Below are 25,668 nucleotides of genomic sequence, written 5' to 3'. Positions count from 1 at the left end.
AGCTACGCCACCACCAGCGTTTACGGCTTTGGTCACCCCTTGTACTACGACAATGTGATCAACGTCATGCAGGGCAAGGCCGAGCCGGAAACCGACGGCCGCGAAGGGCTGAAGTCGCTGGAACTGCTGATTGCCATGTATCTGTCGGCCCGCGATGGCCGCCGTGTCAGCCTGCCGCTGGATTACTAAGCCTCACCCCGGCCCGCCGCAGGCGGGCCGGACTGTCATGCCGATGGACAACTTGCACTACTGAAACACACTCATGGCTGAAGAAAAGAAAGAACCCTGGCTGAATTATTTGGCGCTCACCACCGTCATCCTGGCGGTGTGCGCCACGCTGTCCACCTTCAAGGGCGGCGGCTTTTCCACCCGTAGCGTGATCGCCCAGGCCCAGGCCTCGGACCAGTGGGCCTATTACCAGGCCAAGGGTATCAAGGGCAATTTGTACGATGTCGAGCGCGAACGGCTGCAGTTCGAGCTGGACCAGCTGCCGGCCAATGCCAGCCCGGCCCAGCGCGAGCACTATCAGGCGCAGTTGAAGAAAGTGGGCGACAAGGCGGCCCGCTATGCTGCCGAGCGCAAGGAAATCGAAAAAGAAGCGCGCCGGCTGGAAACCGAGCGCGATGCCGCCCAGCGCCAGGGCAAACCGTTTGGCGTGGCGGTGATTTTCCTGCAAGTGGCCATCCTGATTTCCTCCATCGCCGGCCTGTTCAAGCGCAAGATCATCTGGCTGGCGGCACTGCCGGTCGGCCTGTTGGGCCTGGTGTATTTTGCCGATGGCTTTTTCCTGTTTTTCTGAATCTGAGCACGAGGCCCGGACATGACCCAATACACCGTACACCCCACTGCCATCGTCGATGATGGCGCGCGCATCGGCGCCGGCACCCGCATCTGGCACTGGGTGCATATCTGCAGCGGTGCCAGCATCGGCGAGCGCTGCTCCTTCGGCCAGAACGTGTTTGTCGGCAATGACGTAGAGATCGGCAACAACGTCAAGATCCAGAACAACGTGTCCATCTACGATGCCGTCACGCTGGAAGACGACGTGTTCTGCGGGCCGTCCATGGTGTTCACCAATGTCAACAATCCGCGCAGCCATGTCAGCCGCAAGGATGAATACCGCCGTACCGTGGTGAAACGTGGCGCCTCCATCGGTGCCAACGCCACCATCGTTTGCGGCCATCAGGTGGGCGAATATGCCTTTATCGGTGCTGGTGCGGTGGTAACCCGCGACGTTCCGGCCTATGCGCTGATGGTGGGCACCCCGGCCAAACGTATCGGCTGGATGTGCGCCTGCGGCGAGCGTCTGCCCAATGACATCGGCACCCATGCCTGCCCGGCCTGCGACAGCTTTTACCAGATTGGCGGCAACCACTGCACACCGGCCTGAACCGGAGCAGCCTGCACCGCCTGAAACCATACAATCCCGATGGCTGCCCGCACGGCAGCCCGGCCCCAGCAAGGAATCGAGCCATGAGCATCCAGTTCATCGACCTCAAAGCGCAGTACCAGCATCTGAAAGCCGACATCGACGCCCGCATCCACGCGGTGCTGGATCACGGCCAGTACATCATGGGGCCGGAAGTCAAAGAAGTAGAACAGCAACTGGCCGCCTACACCGGCGTCAAGCATGCCATCGGCGTGTGTGACGGCACCAAGGCGCTGCTGATTGCGCTGATGGCACTGGGTGTGGGCCGTGGTGACGAAGTCATCACCACCCCGTTTACCTTTATTGCCACTGGCGAAATGATTGCCCTGCTGGGCGCCACCCCGGTATTTGTCGACATCGACCCCGTCAGCTACAACCTGGACCCGGCGCTGCTGGAAGCCGCCATCACTCCGCGTACCAAGGCCATCATGCCGGTCAGCCTGTACGGCCAGTGCGCGGACTTCACCGCTATCAACGCCATTGCCGAGAAGCACGGCATTGCGGTAATCGAAGACGGCGCGCAAAGCTTTGGTGCCAGCCAGCACGGCAAGAAATCCGGCAACCTGTCCACCATCGGCTGCACCAGCTTCTTCCCCAGCAAGCCCTTGGGCTGCTATGGCGACGGCGGTGCCTGCTTTACCAATGACGACGAACTGGCGAAGAAAATGCGCGAAATCCGCGTGCACGGCCAGGACCGTCGCTACCACCACCCGGTGATTGGCCTGAATGGCCGGCTGGATACCATCCAGGCCGCCGTGCTGCTGGCCAAGCTGCCCAGCTTTGCCGACGAAGTGGCCGCGCGGGAACGCATTGGTGCCCGCTACAGCGCGCTGCTGCAGGACGTGGCCCGCGTGCCGGTGATAGGCGCGGGCAATACCCACGTTTACGCCCAGTACACCATCGAGGTGGACAATCGCGAAGCGGTACAGAACGCCCTGCAAGAGCTGGGCGTACCCACCGCCGTGCATTACCCGATTCCGCTGCACCTGCAACCGGCCTTTGCCCATCTGGGCCAGGGCGAAGGCAGCTTCCCGCTGGCCGAAGCCGCCGGCAAGCGCGTGATGAGCCTGCCGATGCACCCCTTCCTGGATGAAGCCACCCAGGATGCCATCGTCGCTGCGGTGAAAAAGGCACTGGGCTGAGCGTGCTGGCCAAACTCAAGGCCAGGCTGGGGCAGGGCGGCTTTGCCCGCAATGTCGCCACCTTGGCTGGCGGCGCTGCCGTGGCGCAGTTCCTGCCGGTATTGTTTACCCCGCTGCTGACCCGGCTGTACAGCCCGGCTGATTTTGGCGTGCTGACGCAGTTTGTCGCCTGGCTGTCCAACCTGGTGGTGATTGCCACCTGGCGCTACGACATGGCGGTGGTGCTGCCGGAAGAAGAAAGCGATGCCATGCGCCTGATGGTGCTGGCGTTGCTGTTCAACACCCTGCTGCTGGCAGTGCTGAGCATTCCGCTGCTGGCAGCCGGGCCGTGGATTGCCACCCGGCTGCATGCCCCGGCCATGGCGCCATGGCTGCCCTTGTTGCCGCTGGGTATCTGGGTGGCGGCCAATAACCAGATCTGGACCAACTGGAACAACCGTCAGCGCCGTTACAGCGCCAATGCCCAGGGCCGCATGGGGCAGTCTGCCGCCATGGTGACGGTGCAACTGGCGGCCGGTTTCGGCAAACTGGGCGCGCTGGGTCTGTTGCTGGCGCAGATTGCCGGTCAGACTGCCTCCTGGCTGCTGCAAGCCAGGCAAGACTGGCGCGCACTGCCGCAGTGGCTGCGTACCGCCCGCGCCGGCGGCATGGGCCGCATCCTGCGCCGCTATCGTGAATTCCCGCTGGTCAACACCCCGCATGCCTTTGTGGTGGCCTTGCAGGATTCCTTGATGGTGCAGTTGCTGGGCATCCTGGCCACTGCCGAGCTGATGGGCCATTACGGCCTGGTGGTGCGGGTGCTGAAGCTGCCCGCCGCCTTGTTGGGACAAGCCGTGTCGCAAGTGCTGTACCGCGATCTGGCCGAAGCCCATGCCAAGGGCCACAGCCTGCGTCCCCTGCTGAAAAAGGCGCTGCTGGTGCTGTCCGCGCTGGCGATTGTGCCCTTTCTCATCATCATGGCCTGGGGCGGGCCGCTGTTTGCCTTTGCCTTTGGCGAACAATGGCGTGATGCCGGCCAGATTGCCGCCACGCTGACGCCGTCCTTCTTCTGCATGTTCCTGGCTGCGCCTTGCTTCATGGTGCCCATGGTGTTGTCGCGTCAGCGTCAGTCGCTGCTGTTTGCCCTGCTGGGCGTGGTGGTGAACCTGGGCTCGCTGGGCGTGGTGTACTGGGCGGGGGAGAATGCCCATCAGGTATTCCGCCTGCTGTCGGTGACGGTTTCCATCTATTACATCATCTACATGGTCTGGGTCTTCCGGCTGTGTCGCCAACTGGAGCAAGACCATGCTCACAGCTAATTCACTGAGCCTGTGCGATTACCTGTCCGCCTTGCCCGGCATGCTGCGCGGCCGCGCCTTCCAGCGTGTCGCGCTACGGCGCGAGCTGGCAAGCTGCTTTGGTGTGGATGAGGCGCGTATCGGCCTGTACGACACCGGCCGTGCCGCGCTGCGAGTACTGTTGCAGCAACACGGAATCGGTGCCGGGGACGAGGTGATTGTCCCGGCCTATACCTGCGTGGTGGTACCCAACCAGATTCCGGCACTGGGGGCGACGCTGCGTTTTGTCGATGTGTCGGCGCACAGCCTGAATTTCGACTGGGACGTGCTGGCCGCAGCCATCGGTCCGGCCACCCGCGCGGTCATCGTGCCGCACAATTACGGCCTGCCGTGCCGGGTGCCGCAGGCGCTGCGCGCCGCCCATCCGCAAGTAAAGTTTATCGACGATGCCGCCCACGGCTTTGCCAGCCAGCTGGATGGCCAATGGCTGGGCAGCTATCACGACGGGGCGTTCTTCAGTTTTGAATATTCCAAGAACCTGAGCGGTGGTATTGGTGGGCTGGCTATTTTCCCGCCTGGCATGGCCGCGCCGCAGCAGGATTGGCCGGAGCTGTCCTGCGCCGATGAGTGGCGCTTGCTGGCCACGCTCAAAGCCCATCTGCTGAGTGCGCGCTGGCCGCTGCTGGGCCGCATCACCATGGCGATTAACCGCCGCGTGGGGCTGATTTACCGCTCGGCCGATGCCGAAGTGACACAAGGCATGCCGCATCCGGTGCGCGCCATGCCGCTGCTGTCTACTGTGCTGGTGCGCCGCCAATTGGCCCATCTGCCCGCCACGCTGGCGCACAAGCAGGCGCTGGCGCAGCGTTACCAACAGGCACTGGCGGCAATGCCGTCCATCACCCAATGGCCGCTGCCCGCCGGGGCTGCCTGCCACTGGGTGCGTTACCCGTTTGCGCTGTCCCACCCGGTGGTGGACAAGGCCGCGCTGGCGCGGCGCTTGAGCGAGGCTTGCGGGCTGAATATCGGCGTGTGGTTTGATGATGTGATCCACCCGGCCGGTTCTTTCCGCCACGGCTATGTGGCCGGTAGTGCGCCACAGGGCGAGCGGCTGGCTGCCACCGTGCTGAACCTGCCGATGAATATCGCCGTAGCCGATAACGCCGCGCTGGCGCACAAGCTGGACCGGCTGCTGGCGGCCCTGCGCGCCATCGAGAAAGAAAACATCCAATGAAGCTGTTGTTGATCGGTTCGGCCTCGGTACACACCTGGCGCTATCTGGCCGGTATCGCCCCGCATGTGGACGAAATCTGGCTGGCCTGCAATGGCGAAGTCCCGGCCGACAAGCGTCCGGCCAATCTCAAGGGCGAGCTGCGGCTGGACTTCGGCCTGAAAGCGCTGGGCAGCGCCGGCACATTGCGCCGCTGGATTGGCCAGATAAAGCCGGACCTGGTCCATGTGCATCAGGCCAATAGCGTGGCCTGGCATGCACGCCGGGCGCTGAGTGGCAGCCGCGTGCCCATGGTGCTGACCGCCTGGGGCTCGGATGTGCTGCTGCTGCCGGACAGCAACCGGCTGATGCGGCAGATGGTCAGCGGTAATCTGCGCGCCGCGTCGGCCATTACTTCGGATTCCTTGTACATGGCGGCGAAAATCCGCCAGCTGGCGGGCGAAGACTGCCGGATCGACGTGTTGAATTTCGGCATGGACGCGCTACCGGCGCAGCCCGATATCGCCGCCAAAGCCAACAAGGTGCTGTCCTGCCGTCTGCACAAACCGCTGTACCGCATTGACGCCATCCTGCACGCCTGGCAGCAGGTGGAGGCCAGTGGCCATTACCCGGACTGGAGCCTCACCGTGGCCGCCAGCGGCGAGTCCACCGACAGCCTGAAGGCGCTGGCCGCCAGCTTGCAGCTGCAAAGGGTGGAATTCACCGGTTTTGTCTCCTCCGCCGTGCTGGGTGCGCTGTATCAGGAATCGCGCCTGTTTGTCAGCGTGCCGCGTTCGGACGCCACCAGCATCAGCTTGCTGGAAGCCATGGGCCATGGTTGCCTGCCGGTATTGTCCAATCTGCCGGCCAATGGCGAATGGGTGATCGACGGCCTGAATGGCCTGATTGCCGAAGACATTGCCCGCTTGAGCGACAGCCTGCTGGCCGGCATGGACTGGGCGGCGGACAATGCCCGCCTGCAACAAGCGGTGCAGCTCAACCGCCAGCTGGTGGCACAAAAGGCCCTGCACCACAGCAATATGCAACACTTTGCCGATCTCTATGCCAGCCTGTTGTCCGGCCCGGCACACAAGGATTCTGCCGTATGAAAGTAGCCCATCTCACTTCTGCCCATCCCCGTCACGACATCCGCATTTTCGTCAAGGAATGCGCCACGCTGGCTGCCGCCGGGCACGAGGTGAGCCTGATCGTGGCCGATGGCCTGGGCGAGGAAATCCGCAATGGCGTGCGCTTTCATGATGTCGGCCCCAAAACCGGCGGCCGTTTTGCCCGCATGACTGGCACCACCAGCCGGGTGTATCAGGCGGCACTGGCGCTGCGCCCGGACATCGTGCATTTTCACGACCCGGAGCTGATTCCCGCCGCCGTGCGCCTGAAGCAGGCCGGTATCAAGGTGATTTACGACGTGCATGAAGACATACCGCGGCAGATTCTGGCCAAGTACTGGATTCCCGGTGCCATCCGTCCCCTGGTGTCCGGCAGTTTTGAAACGGTGGAAGACTGGGCGGCCAAGCGCTTTGACGCGGTGGTGACGTCCACGCCGCACATCCGCAAGCGTTTTGCCAAACTGGGCGGGCGAGTACTGGATGTGTGCAACTTCCCCATTCTGGAAGAGCTGGTGCGCGATACGCCGTGGGATAGCCGCAAGAACGAGGTGTGCTATATCGGCGGCATCAGCCGCATTCGCGGTATCGAACCCATTGTGGCCGCGCTGCCGGATACCGCCACCCGCTTGAATCTGTGTGGTATCTGGAGTGAGAACGATCTGCGCGCCGAGCTGGAAGCACAAGCCGGCTGGGCGCGGGTGAATGACCTGGGCGTGCTGGACCGCAAGGGCGTGGTCCAGGTGCTGACGCAAAGCAAGATCGGTCTGGTGACGCTGTTCCCCACCCCCAATTACGTCGATGCGCTGCCGATCAAGCTGTTCGAATACATGGCGGCCGGCATGCCGGTGATTGCCAGTGACTTCCCGGTATGGCGCGAAATTGTCGACGACGCTGGCTGCGGCGTGCTGGTGGACCCGCAAGACCCGCAAGCCATTGCCGCCGCCATCAACAGCCTGATGGCCGATGAAGAGCGCATGCGCCAGCTGGGCGAAGCCGGCAAGCAGGCGGTGCTGCAAAAGTACAGCTGGGCGGCAGAAGGCCGCAAGCTGGTGGAACTCTACGCGCAACTTTCCTGAGGGCAGCCATCATGGACAAAGCACAACGCCACCACCACGGCCCGCTGGCCCGCTTGAGCCACATCATCCGTACCCGGCCACGGCTGTTTTTTGCCATCCTGTTTGGCTTGTGCATGGCGCAGGCGCTGATCATGCTCACGCCCATGCGCACACTCACCGCCTATGTGATTGGCTGGAATGCCGGGGCCGGGCTCTATCTGTTGCTGGCCCTGCTGATGATGCATGGCGCTGATGCCGAGCAGATCCGCCACCGCGCCGCACGGCAGGACGAGGGTGAACTGGCCATCCTGATGCTGGTGGTGCTGGCCGCCGTGGTGTGCCTGCTGTCCATCGTGGCGGAGCTGTCGGTGGCGAAAGACCTGCACGGCGGCAGCCGCGGCCTGCATATCGGCCTGTCGGTGCTCACCATCTTCACCAGCTGGCTGTTTACCCAAACCATGTTCGCCCTGCATTACGCCCACCAGTATTACGTGGCGCTGTTTCGCAGCGGCAAGCCGGGGCTGGAATTCCCGGGGGATGAAGAACCCAATTACAGCGATTTCTTTTACTTTGCCGCCGTCATCGGTACTTCGGGCCAGACGGCCGACGTCAGTTTCAGCTCACGGGCCATGCGTCGCATCGGCTCCGTGCATTGCATCCTGTCCTTCCTGTTCAATACCACCGTGCTGGCGATGATGATCAATATCGCCGCCGGCCTGTTCTGAACGGCGGGCACTTAAATCCGGAAAAGCAGCAGCGTGCGCATCCTCTATATCAATCACTATGCCGGCAGCCCGCGCCACGGCATGGAATTCCGCCCCTATTACCTGGCGCGTGAATGGGTCAAGGCCGGTCATGAAGTCAATATGCTGGCGGCCGATACCTCGCATCTGCGCCAGACCAATCCGCAGCTGACCACCAAATACCAGGACGAGGATATCGACGGCATCCGCTACACCTGGTGCAAGACCCCGGCCTATCCGGGCAATGGCCTCAAGCGGGTGATCAATATCTTCAGCTTTCTGGGCAAGGTGATGGGCCTGTCCGGGCGTTATCTGAAACAGTGGAAGCCGGACGTGGTGATTGCCTCCTCCACCTATCCGCTGGATACCATCCCCGCCGCCTTTATCGCCGGCAAGACCGGCGCGCGGCTGGTGTACGAGGTGCACGACCTGTGGCCGCTGACACCGGTGGAAGTGGGCGGCATGTCGCGCTCCCACCCCTTTATCCGCCTGATGCAGTGGGCCGAGGATTTTGGCTATCGCAAGGCCGACACCGTCATTTCCATGCTGCCCTGTGCCCGTGACTACATGATGCAGCACGGCATGGCGGCGGAAAAATACCATGTTGTTCCTAATGGCGTGGACGTAGCCGAGTGGCAGGGCGCGGATACACCGCTACCGGCCGAGCATCTGGCCGCACTGGCCAAGCTCAAGGCCGACAAACGCTTTCTGATTGGCTATGCCGGTGGCCATGGTCTGGCCAATGCACTGGACTTCCTGCTGGAAGCCGCTGCGCAATTGCAAGACACGCCAGTCAGCTTTGTGCTGGTGGGCGATGGCCCGGACAAGGCGGCACTGGTGGAGAAAGCTGCCGCAATGGGCCTGTCCAATGTGCAGTTTTTGCCCAGCATTCCCAAACGCGCCGTCCCGGCCTTCCTGGCGCAGATGGACAGCCTGTTCATCGGCTGGCGCAAGTTGCCCATTTACCGCTTCGGCATCAATCCCAACAAGCTGTTCGACTACCTGATGGCGGGCAAGCCGGTGATCCACTCGGTGGACGCGGGTAACGATATGGTCAAGGATGCCGGCGCCGGTTTCAGCGTGGGGGCGGAAGACCCGGCCGCCATTGCCGATGCCGTGCGTCGCATGCTGGCCACCACCCCCAACGAGCGTGGCCGCATGGGCGCCGCCGGGCGGCAATATGTGCTGGCGCATCACGACTATCGCGTGCTGGCGCAGCGTTTCATGCAGGCGGTGCTGCGCTAGGCCAGGCTAAGGGCACTGGCGCAGTCACTGCCGCAGGCGGTGGATGTCGCAGGATAAACAGAAAAAACCGTGCAAACCTGTACTAACGGCGAGGATAATAGTGGTTTTATCCTTTATGGCCCGCGTATTGCTAGCGCAGGCAACAGGTGATGAGCGTAATGAGTAGCAGCAAGCAGCACGTGCGTTTTGATTTTGCCGATGGCCTGCGTGGCGTGGCCATCCTGTGTGTGATTTTCTTTCATTTCACCCAGACTTTCTGGCAGCACCGCGAGCGTATCAGCGACATCCTGAATATGGACCCGCTGGAAGGCTATGCCGGGGCCTCATTTGTGCTGCCCTTTAATCTGGGCGCGGTTGGCGTGGGCTTGTTCCTGCTGATTTCCGGCTTGCTGATTCCGCTGTCGCTCACCCGCATGGGGGTGTTGCGCTTTGCCGTGTCGCGGGTATTCCGCATTTACCCCACTTACTGGGCCGGGCTGGCGGTGACACTGCTTGCCTTGTGGCTGGCCGCCTGGCTGGCGGATAACGACTTCGACATCACCCGGCGCGATGTCATCGGCCATGTCAGCATTGCCTTTCAGGACATGCTGGGCGGGCGCAATATCGACCCGGTGATGTGGACGCTGAAAGTGGAGCTGTGGTTCTACGCCTTGCTGGGCACGGCGTTTGCGCTGACCGGCAAGCGTATCAAATGGGCCATCTGGCTGTTGCTGCCCTTGGTGGCCATGCTGTGCCGTGGCCCGGATGCGCAGGGTCTGCATGGCCAGTTGGCGCATTTCTGGGCTTACGACCAGTATTTTCTGGCCTCGGTGGTGTGTTATTTCCCGCTGATGTTTGCCGGTTGCTGGTGTTATTTCTATCTCACAGGCCAGGCTGGTGCCGTGGAAACCGTGCTGCATTTTGTCGGCCTCTTGGCCCTGTTTGTGTGGGTGACCAACTGGCCGTCGCCAGAGCTGTATGGCAGCTACGCCATCGGTATCAGCCTGTTTGTGCTGGGGGTGCTGCGCCCGGCCGTGTGGAGCAGCCGCTGGCTGGCACGGGTGGCGGCGGTCAGCTATGCCTGGTATGTCTGTCATTCCAATGCCGGCTATGTGTTGATGGAAGTGCTGGCTAGTTACAATCTGCCGTGGTGGCTGCTGGTGGCTGCCGCCACCGGCATGACCTGGCTGCTGGCGCTGGCCATCAACCGCTGGGTAGAACTGCCCACGCAAAAACTGGGTAAACGCGCGGCGGATGCGCTGAAAGAGAAACCGGCGACGGACAATCTGGCCCGCCAGTAAGAGCAGCTGACAAAAAACCTGCTGCTGCGTTGCGCCGCCTTGCCGTACTCATTGTACTGTCAGCGGCGGCGCGCCTTGCCTCAGGGCCGCTGCGCTATTTTGTCAGCCGCTCTATGCGATGCTGACAAGACCGAATACGCGACTGGCAACCATGCGTCGGCTGCCAGCCATGAACAACGACGCCTATTGAAGATGACGAAAATGAGCGAACAGAAATTCCTGCCCTTTGCCCTGCCGGATATCGGCGAAGAAGAAATCAATGAAGTAGTGGACGCCCTGCGTTCCGGCTGGGTAACCACCGGTCCCAAGACCAAACAATTCGAAGCCGACTTTGCTGCCTTCATCGGCGAGGGTGTGGAAGCGATTGCCGTCAACTCGGCCACCGCCGGCCTGCACCTGGCGCTGGAAGCCATCGGCATCCAGCCGGGTGACGAAGTGATTGTCCCCAGCTACACCTTTACCGCCACGGCCGAAGTAGTGCGCTATCTGGGGGCCGACCCGGTAGTAGTGGATGTGGACCCTGCCACCTTCAATATCAGCCCGGCTGCCATTCGTGCTGCCATCACCCCGAAAACCCGTGCCATCATGCCGGTGCACTTTGCCGGTCTGGCGTGCGAGATGGACGAAATCATCGCCATCGCCCGCGAACATGGTCTGAAAGTGGTGGAAGACGCGGCCCATGCGCTGCCCACGACCTATAAGGGCAAACTGATCGGCACGCTGGATTCGGATATCACCGTGTTCAGCTTCTACGCCAACAAAACCATGACCACCGGCGAAGGCGGGATGGTGGTATCGAAGAACAAGGACATCATTGCCCGCTGCAAGATCATGCGCCTGCACGGCATCAGCCGTGATGCCTTCGACCGCTATGTGTCCAAGACCCCGGCCTGGTATTACGAAGTGATCGCTCCCGGCTTCAAATACAATATGCCGGACACCGCCGCTGCCATGGGCATCCACCAGCTGAAGAAGATTGTCGGTTTCCGCGAAAAGCGCGAAGCCATGGCGCAGCGTTTCGACCGCGAACTGGCCGACCTGCCGCTGATTTTGCCAGCCCGTCCGGCCGATGTTGGTGGTCAGCATGCCTGGCATCTCTACCCGGTGCGCATCAAGCCGGAAGCCGGCATCAGCCGTGATGACTTTATCGTCCGCATGGCGGAAAAGGGCATTGGCTGCTCGGTACACTTCATTCCGCTGCATCGCCAGCCAGTATGGCGCGATGGCTACCAGCTGGAGCGTGCCGCCTTCCCGGTGGCCGATGCGGCTTTTGAAGCCGAAGTCACCCTGCCGCTGTACACCCGCATGACCGAGGCCGACCAGACCCGCGTGATTGCCGCCGTGCGTGAGATCCTGGGCGCATGAGTCAGCACCAGCCTTTGCCGCCGGATGAAAGCCCGGCCTTGTTACCGCCATGCTGCCGTCCGCCGGGTGCGGGGTCGGCACTGCTCAAGCGCCTGTTCGACCTGATTGCCTCCGGCATCGGCCTGCTGCTGCTGGCCGGGCCGCTGCTGCTGGTGGCCTTGTGGATCAAGCTGGATTCCCCCGGCCCGGTGTTTTTCCGCCAGGTACGGGTAGGGCGGGGTGGCATGCTGTTCCGCATCCACAAATTCCGCACCATGCAGGTGAATACCGAAGTGCAGGGCCAGTTGACGGTGGGTGCGGACAGCCGCGTCACCGGTGCCGGACGTTTTTTGCGCAAGAGCAAGCTTGATGAACTGCCGCAATTGCTGGATGTGCTGTTCGGCGACATGAGCCTGGTGGGCCCGCGCCCGGAAGTGCCCAAATATGTGGCGCACTACCCGGAAGAAGTGAAAGACATCGTGCTGTCGGTGCGCCCCGGCATCACCGACTGGGCCTCCATCCGCATGATCGACGAAAACGAGATACTGGGCCGTGCCGCTGACCCGGAACGCGCTTATATCGAACAGATCCTGCCGGAAAAACTGGGCTATTACCTGCGCTATGCGCAAACCCACAGCCTGCTGGAAGATATCCGCATCATCTTCGCCACCTTGCTGAAAATCGTGCTGCGCTGATGGCCGTGAAAGTCGATTCGACATGCTAGACAAACTGCTGACCTTCTCCCGACACAACAAGATGGCGCTGCTGGCGCTGATGGATGCGCTGCTGCTGCCGCTGGCCCTGTGGAGCGCCGTGGTGCTGCGCCTGGGCGGCTACTGGGATCCCAAGCTGGACCCGTATCTGTGGATATTTGTGGTGCCGCCGCTGTGGGTGATTCCCATCTTCGTCAAATTGGGTTTGTATCGCGCGGTGCTGAAGTATCTGGACGACAAGATCGTCTACACCGTGTTTACCGGGGTCAGCCTGGCGGTGCTGGTGCTGACCGCGGTCATCGTCATGGCGCGCATTGCGCCGTTCCCGCGTTCGTCCATCATCATCTTCTGGATGTTTGCCATGGCCTATATCGGCGGCAGCCGCTTTGTGCTGCGCGGCCTGGTGCGCCGGCTGGATGCAGTGGATGCCCCGCGGGAACACGTCATCATCTATGGTGCCGGCCAGGCCGGGGTGCAGCTGATGCTGGCCTTGCAGGCGGGCAAGGAATACCGGCCGATGGCCTTTGTCGATGACAATCCGGACTGCTGGAAGCGTACCTATCGCGGCCTCAGCGTGCATGCGCCGGAAGATTTGCCGCTGCTGATCGAGGACACCGCCGCCAGCTGCATCCTGCTGGCCATGCCCTCGGTCAGCCGTGGCCGGCAGCGTGAAATCCTGGAATCGCTGGAGCATCTGCGCATTCCCATCAAGCGCCTGCCCGGCATGGCCGATCTGGTGTCGGGTGAAGCGCGGGTGGAAGAGCTGAAAGAAGTGGAAATCGAGGACCTGCTGGGGCGCGACCCGGTACCGCCCAGCCCCGAGCTGCTGGCGCGCAATATCCAGGGCCGGGTGGTGATGGTGACCGGGGCGGGTGGCTCCATCGGCTCCGAGCTGGTGCGGCAGATTGCCCGCAACAATCCGGCGCGCATCGTGCTGTTCGAGCTGACCGAGTTTGCGCTTTATGCCATCGATCAGGAGCTGTCGCAGCTGGCCGCGGACATTCCGCGCACACCGGTGCTGGGCTCGGTGACCGACCATGCCCGGCTATGCCAGATCATGCGCACCTTCAAGGTGGAAACGGTGTATCACGCCGCTGCCTACAAACATGTGCCGATGGTGGAGCACAATCCGGTGGCCGGCATCGTCAACAATGCCTTCGGCACCGATACCACGGCGCAGGCGGCAGAAGACTGCGGCGTGGATACCTTTGTGCTGATTTCCACCGACAAGGCAGTGCGCCCCACCAATGTGATGGGTGCCACCAAGCGCCTGGCCGAGCTGACCTTGCAAGGCCGTCACGCCCGTGGCAGCAACACCCGCTTTGTCATGGTGCGTTTTGGCAATGTACTGGGCAGTTCCGGTTCGGTGGTGCCCTTGTTCAAGAAGCAGATCAAGGCCGGCGGGCCGGTCACCGTCACCCATCCGGACATCACCCGTTACTTCATGACCATTCCGGAAGCGGCCCAGCTGGTGATCCAGGCCGGGGCCATGGGCGAGGGCGGTGATGTATTCGTGCTGGACATGGGCGAACCGGTGAAGATTGCCGATCTGGCACGGCGCATGGTGCATCTGTCCGGGCTGGAAGTGCGTGATGACAAGCACCCGAACGGCGATATCGAAATCCGCTTCTCCGGATTGCGGCCGGGCGAAAAACTGTACGAAGAACTGCTGATCGGCGACAACGTGCTGCCCACCGATCATCCGCGTATTTTGCGCGCGCAGGAATACCATCTGTCGGCGCCGGAACTGGCGCAATTCATGCAGCAACTGGCTGAGGCCTGCCAGCAACTGGATGCGGCCAGCGCCTTTGCCCTGATGCAGCAGGTAGTGCATGAGTTTCGTGCCAGCCCGGCCACCCAGGACTGGGTGGTGCTGCAGCAGGGCTGAGCCGCGGCGCAAACCCTGGCACCCGGATGGCAGAGCCTTGGCGCTGGTCAGCCCTCAGTCGCTGACCACCCGGTCGCGGCCCTGCTGCTTGGCCTGGTACATGCGGGCATCGGCTATTTCCACCAGCTGGCGGCGGTGATTGCATTTGTCCGCCAGCCGTTCGGCCAGACCGATGCTGGCGGTCAGCGGCGTGCCGTCCGGCCGCAGGCCCAGTCCCTGCTGGCGCAGCCGGTCCAGCGCCAGCCGGGCCTGGATCATGTCGGTATTGGGCATCAGCAGCAGAAACTCCTCCCCGCCCCAGCGCACCAGCACGTCGCCACGCCGCATACAGGCCAGCGTCTTTTGCACCAGCTGTTTCAATGTCTTGTCGCCAGCGGCATGGCCAAATGCATCGTTGATGCTCTTGAAGTGGTCCAGGTCGATAAAGGCGATGGCCAGCGGCATCTGGTTGCGTTCGGCATTGACCAGCTGCAGTTCCAGCATTTCAATACCACTGCGGCGCGAGAAGGCCGTGGTCAGCGGATCACGTATGGTCTGGCCCACCAGCGCGATGATGAAGGCCAGCTGGCTGATGCTGGCCAATGAAGAAACACTGGCCAGCAGCGACAGTAACCAGAATTCCCCGCCAAAGGAAGGCCAGCTGGCCACCGACCAGTCCAGCGCCCAGGCGATGGCATAAGCCAGCAGCACCGGCGTGGCAAAGGCCAGGTTTTCGATCAGGGTGAGCGGAAAGATGGAAAAGGCCGCCAGCAGCACAAAGGGCAGAAAGGCATAACCGGTGCCGATGGCGGCGGATACCCCCTCCAGGTGGTACTGCGTCATCAGCAGGTGCGAGCCGATATAAAACAGTGTGGGGATGGCAAACAGTAGCGTCATGCCGCGGTAGGCACCCGATAGCTGGCCATCCTGAGGGCACCACAAGACCAGACCGACAAAGGCGATGGTAGCCAGCACGCGCATGGTGGCCAGCATCTGCCACAGCCCGGATGGCAGGGTCATGACATCCACCACGATCCACAGCGGGGTGAGCAGGGCAAACAGCAGGGAGAACAGACGCACGCGATTGACCAGCATCAGCGCGCGGCGCTGCTGCAACAAGGGCATGTGCTGGTGCGGGCTTAGCAACCAGCCGGTTTCATTGCTGGCGATCTCGCCGGGCAGCAGGCCCAGAATCCTCCGCCAGATAGTGTGTGTGATTCTCATTGTCTGACAAGTTTTAGTTTGCTGCATTGTAGGGGCAATGTGCTCTCCCACCTTGTAAAATATCAAATGATGCGGAAATTAGTCGCGAACATTCCGAATAGCTGGCTGATTTTTAATAATATTTAGCGCCATCAGGCGAAGGAGGACTGCCATTTGGAAACCCGCTGGCTGGAAGATTTTCTGGTACTGGCCGATACCGGCAGTTTCACCCGCTCGGCCGAGATCCGCCACCTTACCCAACCGGCATTCTCCCGCCGCATCAAGTCGCTGGAAAGCTGGTTTGGTGCCGATCTGATCGACCGCACCACCTATCCCACCCGGCTTACCGCCGCCGGCGAACTGCTGCGCGAACAGGCGGTGCTGATGCTGGGGCAGATCAACAGCACCCGTGCCCAGCTGCGAGGCCTGCAGCCGCTGCCTGCGGGCACCCTCAGCCTGGCGGTGCCGCACACCTTGTCCTTCTCGTTTTTTCCCAAGTGGCTCAGCAGCGTGGAACAAGGCTTTGGTCCGCTGTCCTGCCGCCTGCAGGCCAGCAATGTGCATGATGCCCTGCTGGCCTTCGTCGAGGGCGGCTGCGATCTGCTGATGTGCTATCACCATCCGAAACAGCCGGTAGACCTGGCCGATCCGCGCTATAGCGGCTTGCGGCTGGGGGTGGAGTCGCTGCGGCCCTATGTGCGCAGCAATCCGGATCGCAGCCCGCGCCACGCCCTGCCCGGCAGCGCCGCACAGCCGCTGCCCTTTCTGGGCTATGCCAGCAATGCCTATTTCCGCCTGATGACCGACCTGATTCTGGAAGCGGCCCCAGAACCACCTTTTCTGTCGCTGCGCTATGAAACCGATATGGCCGAGGGCCTGAAAAACATGGTGCTGGAAGGCCATGGCGTGGCATTTTTGCCCACCAGCTCGGTCCGGCGCGAATTACGCTCACGCCAGCTGGTCCTGGCGGCCGAGCAGGGCTGGAGCGTGGATATGGAAGTCAGGCTCTACCGCGACAAAAAGCGCAGTCGGCCCGAGCTGGATGCCTTCTGGGATTATCTGGCGGCCAGTGCCGACCCGGTATGAGCCGCCCCGGCAATCGGGACAAAACCCGCGTGGTTTTAGGCGTCTGCCTGCTGCTGCCGGCTGAATATTTTCCTAGCATGGCCAATCCTGATGTCGCCCAGCACTGGAGAGGCCATGATGAAATGCCGGAAAGCTTTGCAATGGATATTGTGCTGCCTGGCCGTCCTGACGGGTTCGGCCACGCTGGCCGCCAGCCGTGATGCCAGCGGACCGGTGGTGGACATCTATCTGTTGCGCCATGGCAAGACGCTGTTCAATACCACCAGCCAGGTGCAGGGCTGGTCGGATACCCCGCTGACCGCGGCAGGGATCAAAGGGGCCGAGGCTGCGGCCAGGGGCCTGGCCAGCACGCCGTTCATCGCCGCCTACAGCAGTGATCTGGGACGGGCGCGTGCCACGGCCAGAATCGTGCTGGCACAAGGCCAGCGCGCCGGGCTGGTGCTGCAGGAAGACGAGCGCTTCCGCGAATGGAACTACGGCAGTTTTGAAGGCCGGCCTGATGCCGAGATGTGGACGCCGCTGTTCCGCCAGCAGGGCATGGTATTCGATCCCGGCTGGAGCAACTGGACTGCCTTTACCCACAAGATGGATGACCGGGCCATTGCACAAGCCATTCATGACAACGACCCGCGCGGCTGGGCCGAAACCTATCCGCAGATCGAGGCCCGCTTGCGTGCCGGCATGCAGGATGTAGTGAACAAGGCGCAGGCCGCGGGCGGCGGCAATGTACTGCTGGTCAGCCATGGTGGTGCCATTCTCAGCATTCTCGCGCTCTTGCTGCCGGGTCAGGCCACCAACACCGATATTCCCAATAGCAGCATCACCCTGCTGCGCTATCAGGATGGCCAGTACCAGCTGCTCAAGGCTGGCGATGTCAGCTATCAGCGGCCGCGCTGAAGCCTCTGCCATCTTCCGGGCCAATCCAGGCTGCCATGGCAGGCCCTGTCTGGGCCCCGTGCCCGTCAGCGGCGTGGCGGAAACCGTCTCCAGATCCGGCATTTTCCATGGTTATGCAAAATTTGCATGGGCTGATTGCGAATCGGAATTGGCCAAGCAGCTTGCCGGCAGCCTACAGTCTGCCCCCATCACTCCGCGCTGGCGGAGACCATCGACAAAGGCTTTTGCATGTCCACACGTATCGAACACGACCTGCTTGGCGATCGCGCCGTCCCGGCTGATGCCTACTGGGGTGTCCACACCCTGCGCGCGGTGGAGAATTTCCCCATCACTGGCCAGACCATTGCCAGCTATGGCGACCTGATCATTGCGCTGGCATACATCAAGAAAGCGGCGGCACTGGCCAACCGTGATCTGGGTCTGCTGGATGCGCGGCGCACCCAGGCCATTGTCGATGCCTGCGATGAACTGGTGGATGGCAAGCTGCACGAGCAGTTTGTGGTGGATGTGATTCAGGGTGGGGCTGGCACCTCCACCAATATGAATGCCAACGAAGTCATCGCCAACCGTGCGCTGGAAATCCTGGGCCATGGTAAAGGCGAGTACGACAAGCTGCACCCCAACGAACACGTCAACATGAGTCAGAGCACCAATGACGTGTATCCCACCGCCCTGCGTCTGGCCACTTACTGGGGCGTGCTGCGCCTGCAGCGCACCATGTTCGTGTTGCGCGAAGCCTTTGCCGCCAAGGCGGAAGAATTCAAGAATGTCCTGAAGATGGGCCGCACCCAGCTGCAGGACGCTGTGCCGATGACGCTGGGTCAGGAATTCCAGACCTATGCCGTGATGCTGGGCGAGGACGAGCAGCGCCTGAGCGAAGCCCGTGCGCTGATGCTGGAAATCAACCTGGGTGCCACCGCCATCGGCACCGGCATTACCGCGCATCCGGATTACGCCCGGCTGGTGTGTCTGCACCTGTCCGAGCTGACTGGCCTCAAGCTGCTGACTGCGCCCAATCTGATCGAAGCCACCCAGGACTGCGGCGCTTTCGTCCAGCTGTCCGGCGTCCTCAAGCGCGTGGCAGTCAAGCTGTCCAAAACCTGTAATGACCTGCGCCTGCTGTCGTCCGGCCCGCGTGCCGGCATCGGTGACATCAACCTGCCCGCGCGGCAGGCCGGTTCGTCCATCATGCCGGGCAAGGTCAATCCGGTGATTCCGGAAGTGGTCAACCAGGTGGCATTCGAAGTCATCGGCAATGACATGACCATCACCATGGCCGCGGAAGGTGGCCAGTTGCAGCTCAATGCCTTCGAGCCGGTCATTGCCTACAGCATGTTCCGCAGCGTGCGCCATCTGGCCAATGCCTGCAGCACGCTCACCGAGCACTGCGTCAAGGGCATTACCGCCAACGAGGCCAAGCTGCGCGCCGACGTACTCAATTCCATTGGCCTGGTGACGGCGCTCAATCCCATCATCGGCTATGCCGCCGCCACCGCCGTGGCGGCCGAAGCTCATGCTACCGGTGGCAGTGTCTACGATATCGTGCTGGAACGCGGGCTGATGCAGCGCGCCCAGCTGGACGAGGCATTGCAGCCGGAAGCCCTGACCCAGCCGCGCTGGCTGTCTTAAACGGTGTTCTGCTGTCGGTACTTGTCCGGTACCGACTTTCCTGTGTTGGCCGGGTATTTGCCCGGCCATTTTTTTTGTTGGCTTGTGCCGGGGCAGGGCTGGATGTATAAGTGTATTGTGCAATGCACAAAAAGGAGTGGAACATGACACAAGCCCTGATCTGGTGGCTGGAAAACAGCCCCCGCTGGCTCAGTTGCTGCAGCGCGCAATGGCGTCGCCAGCAAGAAGTGTTGCGCGCGGCCACCTTTCATACCGGCCACGTGCTGTGCAGCCCGGCCCCCTTGCCGGACAAGCTGTCCCGCCTGCTGCGCCGCTGCTGTTCCGATGCCATCACCCTGCTGCATGGCAGCGGCGAAGTGCAATTGCAGCTATGCCGCCAGTTGCCAGTACCACAACACGATCCCTGCCAGCTGTATGCCCTGGGCCAGCGGCTGCAGCAGCGAACCGGCGAGGTCTGCCTGCGCGGCCTGGTCGATATCGGACGCGCCCTGTCGCGCTGATTGAGGGGCGGCTGGTGCGAATGGCTTTGCAGCTGCTGCCGGGCAGGGCACAATGCCGCTCTTTACGCATCCAGAGAGCCCTGCCATGTCCAGCCAATCCATGCTCAGCCAGCAGCAACTGCAACAGCTGGCACCCGAGCTGCAAGCTTATCTGGCCACCCAGCTGAATCTTGAGGTCGGACAATTCGATGCCCAGTTCCTGCTGGATTTTGTTGCCGCCAGGATAGGCCGGCAGATCTATAACAAGGCGCTGGACGATGCGCAGCAGGCATTGAGCAGCCGCATGGAATCGCTGCAGGCAGCCATCTGGGAGCTGGAAAAATAGCCCGTTCGCGCCTGCTTTCTGTCTGCTGCTTGTCCCGCTTCGCACGCTGCCGGCCGGCTGTCGGGCGGCCAATGTCTGCCATCCCCAGGCCAACGGCGTTACAATCAGGGTTTCTCTCCCCCTGTGCCCAAGGTTCATGCTTTATCTGCGTCTGATGCTCAAAGGTTTCTTGCTGGCCGTGCTGCTGGTGCTGCTGGGCTTTGGCTACATGGCCTGGGGCATTGCCCGTTATGCCGCTGAGCCCGCCACGCAGCCGGCCGATGCCGCACTGGTGCTGGGGGCAGCCGCCTGGGGCAGCAAGCCTTCGCCAGTGCTGCGCGAGCGCATCAATCACGCGGTGACCCTCTACAAGCAAGGCCGGGTGCGCTGGATCGTGTTTACCGGTGGTACTCCGGAGCCCGGCTATCCGACCGAGGCCGATGTCGGCCGCGAGTTTGCCCTGCGGCAGGGCGTGCCGATGACCGCCATGCTGGCGGAAAATGAATCCCGCACCACCTGGCAGAACCTGGAAAACGCCCACAAGCTGGCAGCGCCCTTCGGCATACGCTCCTTTCTGCTGGTGAGCGATCCGCTGCACATGCGGCGGGCGGTACTGATGGCGCATGACCTGGACATGGTCGCCGCGCCTGCGCCTACCGAGTCCAGCCGCTATGTCAGCTGGAGCAACAAGGTCAAATTCCTGGTCAGGGAAACCTGGCTCTATGTCGGCTATCGCGTGTTCCGCAAGCTGTCCTGATTGCAAGATCCGCAGCAACAGACGTAAAAAAACCGGCGCGAGGCCGGTTTTTTATCGGGACCAAACAATCAGGCGCTATGCCACAGATCGATCAGGTCACCGGCTTCAACATTGGATACTTCGCTGCGCGCCTGCAGCCAGGCCACCAGCTTGTTGCGGATTTCTTCGGTAATGGCCACTTCACCCACCGGGAACACCACACCCTCCAGCTTTTCATTGCCATCGAAATGGCCACCGAAGCTGATGGCGGCATCGTCGATGCAGTTGAGCCAGTCGTCCAGCAGCGCATCGGTATCAACACCCTTGGCGATGGTGGCGATCAGGTGAAAACCCAGCTCGCGGTATTCGCCGACACGCATTTTCTTGCGCTGACGATGGTTCAGACGCTTCAGGCGCTGGGCGGAGTTGGGATTGTGCAGATTGGACATGATGACTCCTTACAAAAAGACGTGGCGATGATAACAGGCATTGCCAGGCGACAGGAAAATAGCCGCTGGCGCTGCACCCGTTACAGCCCCAGCTGTTGCCACAGGCTGTCGACCTTCTGCTTTACCGTTTCATCCATCACGATGGGTACGCCCCATTCGCGCTGGGTTTCACCCGGCATCTTGTTGGTGGCATCCAGCCCCATCTTGCCGCCAAGCCCGGATACCGGGCTGGCGAAATCCAGATAGTCGATGGGGGTATGCTCGATCAGCGTGGTATCGCGTACCGGGTCCATGCGGGTGGTAATGGCCCACATCACTTCCTTCCAGTCACGGCAATCCACATCATCATCCACCACGATGATGAACTTGGTATACATGAACTGGCGCAAGAAACTCCAGCAGCCCATCATCACGCGCTTGGCATGGCCGGGGTACTGTTTCTTGATGCTGACCACTGCCATGCGATAGCTGCAGCCTTCCGGCGGCAGATAAAAGTCGACAATCTCCGGAAACTGCTTTTGCAGGATGGGCACGAACACCTCGTTCAGTGCCACCCCCAGCACGGCCGGTTCATCCGGTGGTTTGCCGGTATAGGTGCTGTGGTAGATGGGGTTTTCGCGCATGGTGATGCGGTCGATGGTGAATACCGGGAAATAGTCCTGCTCATTGTAATAGCCGGTATGGTCACCATAGGGGCCTTCCAGTGCCATGTCATCAGGATGGATGTGGCCTTCCAGCACGATTTCCGCCCGCGCCGGCACTTGCAGATCCGAGCCGATGCACTTCACCAGCTCGGTACGGCTGCCACGCAGCAGGCCGGCAAACTGGTATTCGGACAAGGTATCCGGCACCGGGGTGACTGCGCCCAGAATGGTCGCCGGGTCACAGCCCAGTACCACGGCCACCGGGTAGGGCTGGTCCGGGTTCTGCTGGCGGAATTCACGATAATCCAGCGCACCACCGCGATGGGCCAGCCAGCGCATGATGACGCGGTTCTTGCCGATCACCTGCTGGCGATAGATGCCCAGGTTCTGCCGCTTCTTGTTGGGGCCGCGGGTCACCGTGAGCCCCCAGGTAATCAGCGGGGCCACATCGCCCGGCCAGCAATGCTGGATGGGCAGGCGCGACAGATCAACCTCATCACCTTCCCACACGATCTGCTGGCAGGCTGCCTTGCTCACCACCTTGGGCGCCATCGACAACACCTGCTTGAGCAGGGGCAGCTTGTCCCAGGCTTCCTTCAATCCCTTTGGCGGTTCCGGTTCTTTCAGGTAGGCCAGCGTCTTGCCGATTTCGCGCAGCTGCATGACATCGCTGGCGCCCATGCCCATGGCGACCCGCTTGGGTGTGCCAAACAGATTGGCCAGTACCGGCATGTGATAAGTCTGCGTATCGTGCCGGGGTTGTTCGAACAGCAGGGCGGGGCCACCCGCTTTCAGCACCCGGTCGCCAATCTCGGTCATCTCCAGATGTGGCGAGACCGGAAGGCTGATTCTTTTCAATTCGCCTTGCTGTTCCAATTGAGCAACAAAGTCCCGCAGGTCGGCATATTTCATGACTGTTTCATGATCTTAAGCAAAGTTTTGACCGGAAGGTTTGGTTAACCTCCGCTTGAACGTCGCAAGCTACTGCCGGCCTATTAGAAAGTCAATTACGGTAGAAGCCCAAGACCGTGAACTTGCCTACACTCTTGGAGAATACAAATGAAAAAGCTTGCTCTGGCTGCGGCCATCGGTCTGATTTCCGCTAGCGCCTTCGCTGCTCAAGGCGACATCATCGCGCGTTTCCGCGTGATCAACGTGAACCCGTCCTCCTCCTGGAGTAATGGTACTGTTGGGTCTAACCTGCACTTGACTGGTGTTGATGCTAGTGATGACACCGTGCCGGAACTGGATTTCACCTACATGATCACCAACAATATCGGTACCGAACTGATCCTGGGTACCAGCCGTCACAGTATTACCGCCCATACCGCATCGGGTGATGCCCAACTGGGTAAGGTTTCCGCACTGCCGCCGACTCTGACTGTGCAATATCACTTCGCTCCGGATAGCACTGTATTCCGTCCGTACGTAGGTGCAGGCATCAACTACACCCGCTTCTATAATAATGGTTTGCAATACAGTGGTACTGACCTGAACGTGAAAAAGAATAGTTACGGCCCGGCCCTGCAAATCGGTGCAGACTTCCCGATCAGCAAGAGCTTCTTCGTCAACGTTGATGTGAAAAAAATCTGGATGAAGACAGATGTAACTACCCAAGGCGGTAGCGTATCTGTTGGCTCTCTGAAGATCGACCCGCTGGTGGTTGGCCTGGGTATCGGCACCAAGTTCTAAGCAACTGGCCTTGCCGCAACAAAGCGCCTCGATATCGAGGCGCTTTTTTATTTTCTGGTAATAGAATATTGTATTCTTTATTTATAAGATCAGGAGATATAGCATGAGCAACTGGGCCAGCACCGCCGTACGCAAGATCGAAGCCGATTTCAACCGTTCCAGTGACACCCACCTGATACCGCTGCAGATTCCGGCCTTGCCGCAGATCCAGCTGTATTTCAAGGACGAATCCACCCATCCCACCGGCAGCCTCAAGCATAGGCTGGCACGCTCACTGTTTCTGTATGGCTTGTGCAATGGCTGGATACGCTACAACACCACCATCATCGAAGCCTCCAGTGGCAGCACGGCGGTATCCGAAGCCTACTTCGCCCGTTTGCTGGGCCTGCCCTTTATTGCAGTCATGCCGCGCGGTACCTCGGCCGAGAAAATCCGCTCCATCGAATTCTATGGTGGCCGCTGCCACCTGGTGGACGATCCGGCCACCATCTACGAAGAATCCCGACGCCTGGCACAAGAACTGAACGGTCACTACATGGATCAGTTCACCTATGCCGAACGTGCCACCGACTGGCGTGGTAACAACAATATCGCCGATACCATTTTCAAACAAATGGAGCTGGAACCCAACCCGGTGCCGGAGTGGATTGTCTGTGGCGCAGGTACCGGCGGTACATCGGCTACCTTTGGCCGCTATGTGCGCTACCAGAAGCTGACCACGCAGATCTGCGTGGTCGATCCGGAAAACTCGGTGTTCTACGACAGCTATTACAGTGGTGACAGCGACTGCCGTTGTGAAGGTGGCTCCGGTGTGGAAGGCATTGGCCGCCCCCGCGTCGAACCATCGTTCATTCCCACCGTCATCGACAAGGTCGTCCGTGTACCCAATGTCGCCAGCTACGCCGCCATCCATTTCCTGGAGGAGGTGATGGGCCGCAAATGTGGCGGCTCCACCGGCACCAATTTGTTCGGTGTGTGTGAACTGGTCAGCGATATGGTACGCAATGGACGGCATGGCTCAGTGGTCACACTGATCTGCGATGATGGCAACCGCTACCTCAACAGCTACTACAACCCGCAGTGGCTGGAGAGTAACGGCCACCAGATTGCATCATGGGTGGAGCGCTATCGTCGCTTCTTCTTCGAAGGCCGCTGGTAAATCGGCAACGGTGGCTGCGGTTATGCGCTACCAACGCTGCCGCAGCAGCTGGCTCAGCTTGCTGACCCGCACATCGACAAAAGCCGGTTTGCGGCACTGCCGGCTTATCCACACCGTACGCATGCCCAGTGATTTGGCTGCATACAGATTAGGCATTGAATCCTCCACCATGATGCAGAACGCCGGATCAAGCCGCTCCGCCTGCAGCATGCAGCGAAAGCCACGCCGGTCAGGTTTAGGCTGGAAGCGCATTTTCTCCATGCCATAACAGGCTGCAAACTGGCGGTGGACATTCATTTTGTGCAGCAGCCCTTCTATATAGTGTTGCGGGCCGTTGGACAGCACAATCTTGCGGCCAGGCAAAGCGCGTAGCGTGGCCGCCAGTGACGGCTCCCATACCAGCCAGCGATACAGCTCATCCAGCAAATGCGTTTCCTGCAGGAAATGTCGGGCATCCACACCGTGATGGCGTACCAAACCCTGCAACGTCGCACCATAGCGATGCCAGTACTGCAGTCGCAGCCGCCGGGCTTCCTCCTCTGCCATATCCAGATGCCGCTCCATATACAGATTCATCATGCGACTGATATGGGCAAAAATACCCAGGCTGGCCTGATGCAGGGTGTCGTCGAGATCAAAAATCCAGGTAGGAGCAGACATGTGGTGGCCAAAGCAAGGTTTAGGAAGCGGCCATTATCATAAGCAAAAGCCAGGACTTCCACTTCTTGCACCAGGTGCTTTACTGGGCGGGATTGACCAGTTTATTTAAAATCAATGACTTGTCTTTGCGGCTCGCAAAATCTGCACTTTTCTTCGCACAAAGTGTTGACGAGGGTGGGGCAGGGCGGTATAGTTCGCCTCCTCAGCAGACAACGCAGCGACGGAAACGAAACGCAGCGACCTGCACCGCTCTTTAAAAAACAGAATAACCGATAGG

26 protein-coding genes are annotated in these 25,668 nt (G+C 61.1%); 22 read left to right on the top strand and 4 right to left on the bottom strand.

From position 1 onward, the window contains the following. The 14 genes from DFR38_RS20190 to DFR38_RS20125 all read left to right on the top strand — a co-directional run. Nucleotides 1-189 (top strand): Gfo/Idh/MocA family oxidoreductase (locus tag DFR38_RS20190; RefSeq protein WP_244909912.1); only part of this gene is annotated, 189 nt, incomplete at its 5' end. Nucleotides 190-262: 73 nt separating this feature from the next. Further along, a complete protein-coding gene (locus tag DFR38_RS20185; protein WP_059285910.1) occupies nucleotides 263-799 on the top strand; it encodes a DUF4337 domain-containing protein in 537 nt (178 codons plus the stop codon). Between the two features lie 21 nt (nucleotides 800-820). Next, entirely contained in the window at nucleotides 821-1,390 is a 570-nt protein-coding gene (locus DFR38_RS20180; protein ID WP_059285911.1) for an acyltransferase, read from the top strand. 83 nt (nucleotides 1,391-1,473) lie between these two features. Beyond that, nucleotides 1,474-2,571, top strand: coding sequence for a DegT/DnrJ/EryC1/StrS family aminotransferase (locus tag DFR38_RS20175; protein ID WP_059285912.1), 1,098 nt, complete (start codon nucleotides 1,474-1,476; stop codon nucleotides 2,569-2,571). A 2-nt stretch (nucleotides 2,572-2,573) separates the two neighbouring features. After that, nucleotides 2,574-3,869 (top strand): lipopolysaccharide biosynthesis protein, encoded by a 1,296-nt coding sequence (locus DFR38_RS20170; RefSeq protein ID WP_059285913.1) that lies wholly within the window; start codon nucleotides 2,574-2,576, stop codon nucleotides 3,867-3,869. Beyond that, complete coding sequence (locus DFR38_RS20165; RefSeq protein ID WP_059285914.1) at nucleotides 3,856-5,082, top strand: DegT/DnrJ/EryC1/StrS family aminotransferase; 1,227 nt, start codon at nucleotides 3,856-3,858, stop codon at nucleotides 5,080-5,082. The genes DFR38_RS20170 and DFR38_RS20165 overlap by 14 nt, the downstream gene beginning before the upstream one ends. Beyond that, a complete protein-coding gene (locus tag DFR38_RS20160) occupies nucleotides 5,079-6,167 on the top strand; it encodes a glycosyltransferase family 4 protein (RefSeq protein ID WP_059285915.1) in 1,089 nt (362 codons plus the stop codon). The genes DFR38_RS20165 and DFR38_RS20160 overlap by 4 nt, the downstream gene beginning before the upstream one ends. Next, entirely contained in the window at nucleotides 6,164-7,261 is a 1,098-nt protein-coding gene (locus tag DFR38_RS20155; RefSeq protein ID WP_110313855.1) for a glycosyltransferase family 4 protein, read from the top strand. Before DFR38_RS20160 ends, DFR38_RS20155 begins: the two co-directional genes overlap by 4 nt. A gap of 11 nt (nucleotides 7,262-7,272) precedes the next feature. Next, nucleotides 7,273-7,965, top strand: coding sequence for a DUF1345 domain-containing protein (locus DFR38_RS20150; RefSeq protein WP_059285916.1), 693 nt, complete (start codon nucleotides 7,273-7,275; stop codon nucleotides 7,963-7,965). A gap of 33 nt (nucleotides 7,966-7,998) precedes the next feature. Further along, entirely contained in the window at nucleotides 7,999-9,228 is a 1,230-nt protein-coding gene (locus tag DFR38_RS20145; RefSeq protein WP_059285917.1) for a glycosyltransferase family 4 protein, read from the top strand. Between the two features lie 158 nt (nucleotides 9,229-9,386). Next, on the top strand, nucleotides 9,387-10,508 hold the full coding sequence (locus DFR38_RS20140) for an acyltransferase family protein (protein ID WP_059285918.1): 1,122 nt from the start codon (nucleotides 9,387-9,389) through the stop codon (nucleotides 10,506-10,508). Nucleotides 10,509-10,709: 201 nt separating this feature from the next. Further along, on the top strand, nucleotides 10,710-11,873 hold the full coding sequence (locus DFR38_RS20135; protein ID WP_059285919.1) for a DegT/DnrJ/EryC1/StrS family aminotransferase: 1,164 nt from the start codon (nucleotides 10,710-10,712) through the stop codon (nucleotides 11,871-11,873). Continuing rightward, a complete protein-coding gene (locus DFR38_RS20130) occupies nucleotides 11,870-12,547 on the top strand; it encodes a sugar transferase (RefSeq protein ID WP_059285920.1) in 678 nt (225 codons plus the stop codon). The genes DFR38_RS20135 and DFR38_RS20130 overlap by 4 nt, the downstream gene beginning before the upstream one ends. A gap of 22 nt (nucleotides 12,548-12,569) precedes the next feature. Beyond that, entirely contained in the window at nucleotides 12,570-14,453 is a 1,884-nt protein-coding gene (locus tag DFR38_RS20125) for a polysaccharide biosynthesis protein (RefSeq protein ID WP_059285921.1), read from the top strand. 54 nt (nucleotides 14,454-14,507) lie between these two features. Here the strand turns inward: DFR38_RS20125 and DFR38_RS20120 are convergent, their stop codons facing one another. After that, nucleotides 14,508-15,656, bottom strand: a complete 1,149-nt coding sequence (locus DFR38_RS20120) for a GGDEF domain-containing protein (RefSeq protein ID WP_059285922.1) — start codon at nucleotides 15,654-15,656, stop codon at nucleotides 14,508-14,510. A gap of 153 nt (nucleotides 15,657-15,809) precedes the next feature. Between DFR38_RS20120 and DFR38_RS20115 the strand changes: the two genes are divergently transcribed. The 6 genes from DFR38_RS20115 (at nucleotide 15,810) to DFR38_RS20090 (ending at nucleotide 20,808) form a co-directional block, all read left to right on the top strand. Then, nucleotides 15,810-16,721 carry a LysR family transcriptional regulator gene (locus DFR38_RS20115; RefSeq protein ID WP_059285923.1) on the top strand — a complete coding sequence of 304 codons (912 nt, stop codon included), beginning with the start codon at nucleotides 15,810-15,812 and terminating at the stop codon, nucleotides 16,719-16,721. 114 nt (nucleotides 16,722-16,835) lie between these two features. After that, complete coding sequence (locus DFR38_RS20110; protein WP_158527779.1) at nucleotides 16,836-17,618, top strand: histidine phosphatase family protein; 783 nt, start codon at nucleotides 16,836-16,838, stop codon at nucleotides 17,616-17,618. Nucleotides 17,619-17,846: 228 nt separating this feature from the next. Beyond that, a complete protein-coding gene (gene aspA / locus DFR38_RS20105; RefSeq protein WP_110313853.1) occupies nucleotides 17,847-19,247 on the top strand; it encodes an aspartate ammonia-lyase in 1,401 nt (466 codons plus the stop codon). Nucleotides 19,248-19,390: 143 nt separating this feature from the next. Further along, entirely contained in the window at nucleotides 19,391-19,747 is a 357-nt protein-coding gene (locus DFR38_RS20100) for a hypothetical protein (RefSeq protein ID WP_110313852.1), read from the top strand. 85 nt (nucleotides 19,748-19,832) lie between these two features. Further along, nucleotides 19,833-20,072, top strand: a complete 240-nt coding sequence (locus DFR38_RS20095; RefSeq protein ID WP_059285927.1) for a DUF2164 domain-containing protein — start codon at nucleotides 19,833-19,835, stop codon at nucleotides 20,070-20,072. A 136-nt stretch (nucleotides 20,073-20,208) separates the two neighbouring features. Beyond that, a complete protein-coding gene (locus DFR38_RS20090) occupies nucleotides 20,209-20,808 on the top strand; it encodes a YdcF family protein (protein ID WP_059285928.1) in 600 nt (199 codons plus the stop codon). Between the two features lie 68 nt (nucleotides 20,809-20,876). Here the strand turns inward: DFR38_RS20090 and DFR38_RS20085 are convergent, their stop codons facing one another. Together DFR38_RS20085 and ubiD are read right to left on the bottom strand one after the other, a co-directional pair. Continuing rightward, the gene (locus DFR38_RS20085; protein ID WP_059285929.1) at nucleotides 20,877-21,236 is read right to left on the bottom strand and encodes a 50S ribosome-binding protein YggL; all 360 of its coding nucleotides are present in this window, start codon (nucleotides 21,234-21,236) and stop codon (nucleotides 20,877-20,879) included. Between the two features lie 80 nt (nucleotides 21,237-21,316). Next, a complete protein-coding gene (ubiD, locus tag DFR38_RS20080) occupies nucleotides 21,317-22,792 on the bottom strand; it encodes a 4-hydroxy-3-polyprenylbenzoate decarboxylase (RefSeq protein WP_059285930.1) in 1,476 nt (491 codons plus the stop codon). 147 nt (nucleotides 22,793-22,939) lie between these two features. Between ubiD and DFR38_RS20075 the strand changes: the two genes are divergently transcribed. Both DFR38_RS20075 and DFR38_RS20070 read left to right on the top strand, forming a co-directional pair. Then, nucleotides 22,940-23,572, top strand: a complete 633-nt coding sequence (locus DFR38_RS20075) for an OmpW/AlkL family protein (RefSeq protein WP_059285931.1) — start codon at nucleotides 22,940-22,942, stop codon at nucleotides 23,570-23,572. A gap of 103 nt (nucleotides 23,573-23,675) precedes the next feature. Next, nucleotides 23,676-24,731, top strand: a complete 1,056-nt coding sequence (locus DFR38_RS20070; protein WP_059285932.1) for a PLP-dependent cysteine synthase family protein — start codon at nucleotides 23,676-23,678, stop codon at nucleotides 24,729-24,731. Nucleotides 24,732-24,758: 27 nt separating this feature from the next. On the opposite strand, the gene DFR38_RS20065 is transcribed toward DFR38_RS20070, so the two are convergent. Next, nucleotides 24,759-25,391, bottom strand: coding sequence for a pyrimidine 5'-nucleotidase (locus DFR38_RS20065; protein ID WP_110313851.1), 633 nt, complete (start codon nucleotides 25,389-25,391; stop codon nucleotides 24,759-24,761). Nucleotides 25,392-25,668 lie beyond the last annotated feature (277 nt).

It is taken from the genome of Aquitalea magnusonii (genome assembly GCF_003202035.1).
Lineage (GTDB): Bacteria > Pseudomonadota > Gammaproteobacteria > Burkholderiales > Chromobacteriaceae > Aquitalea > Aquitalea magnusonii.
This window is presented reverse-complemented; position numbering and strand designations above follow the sequence as displayed.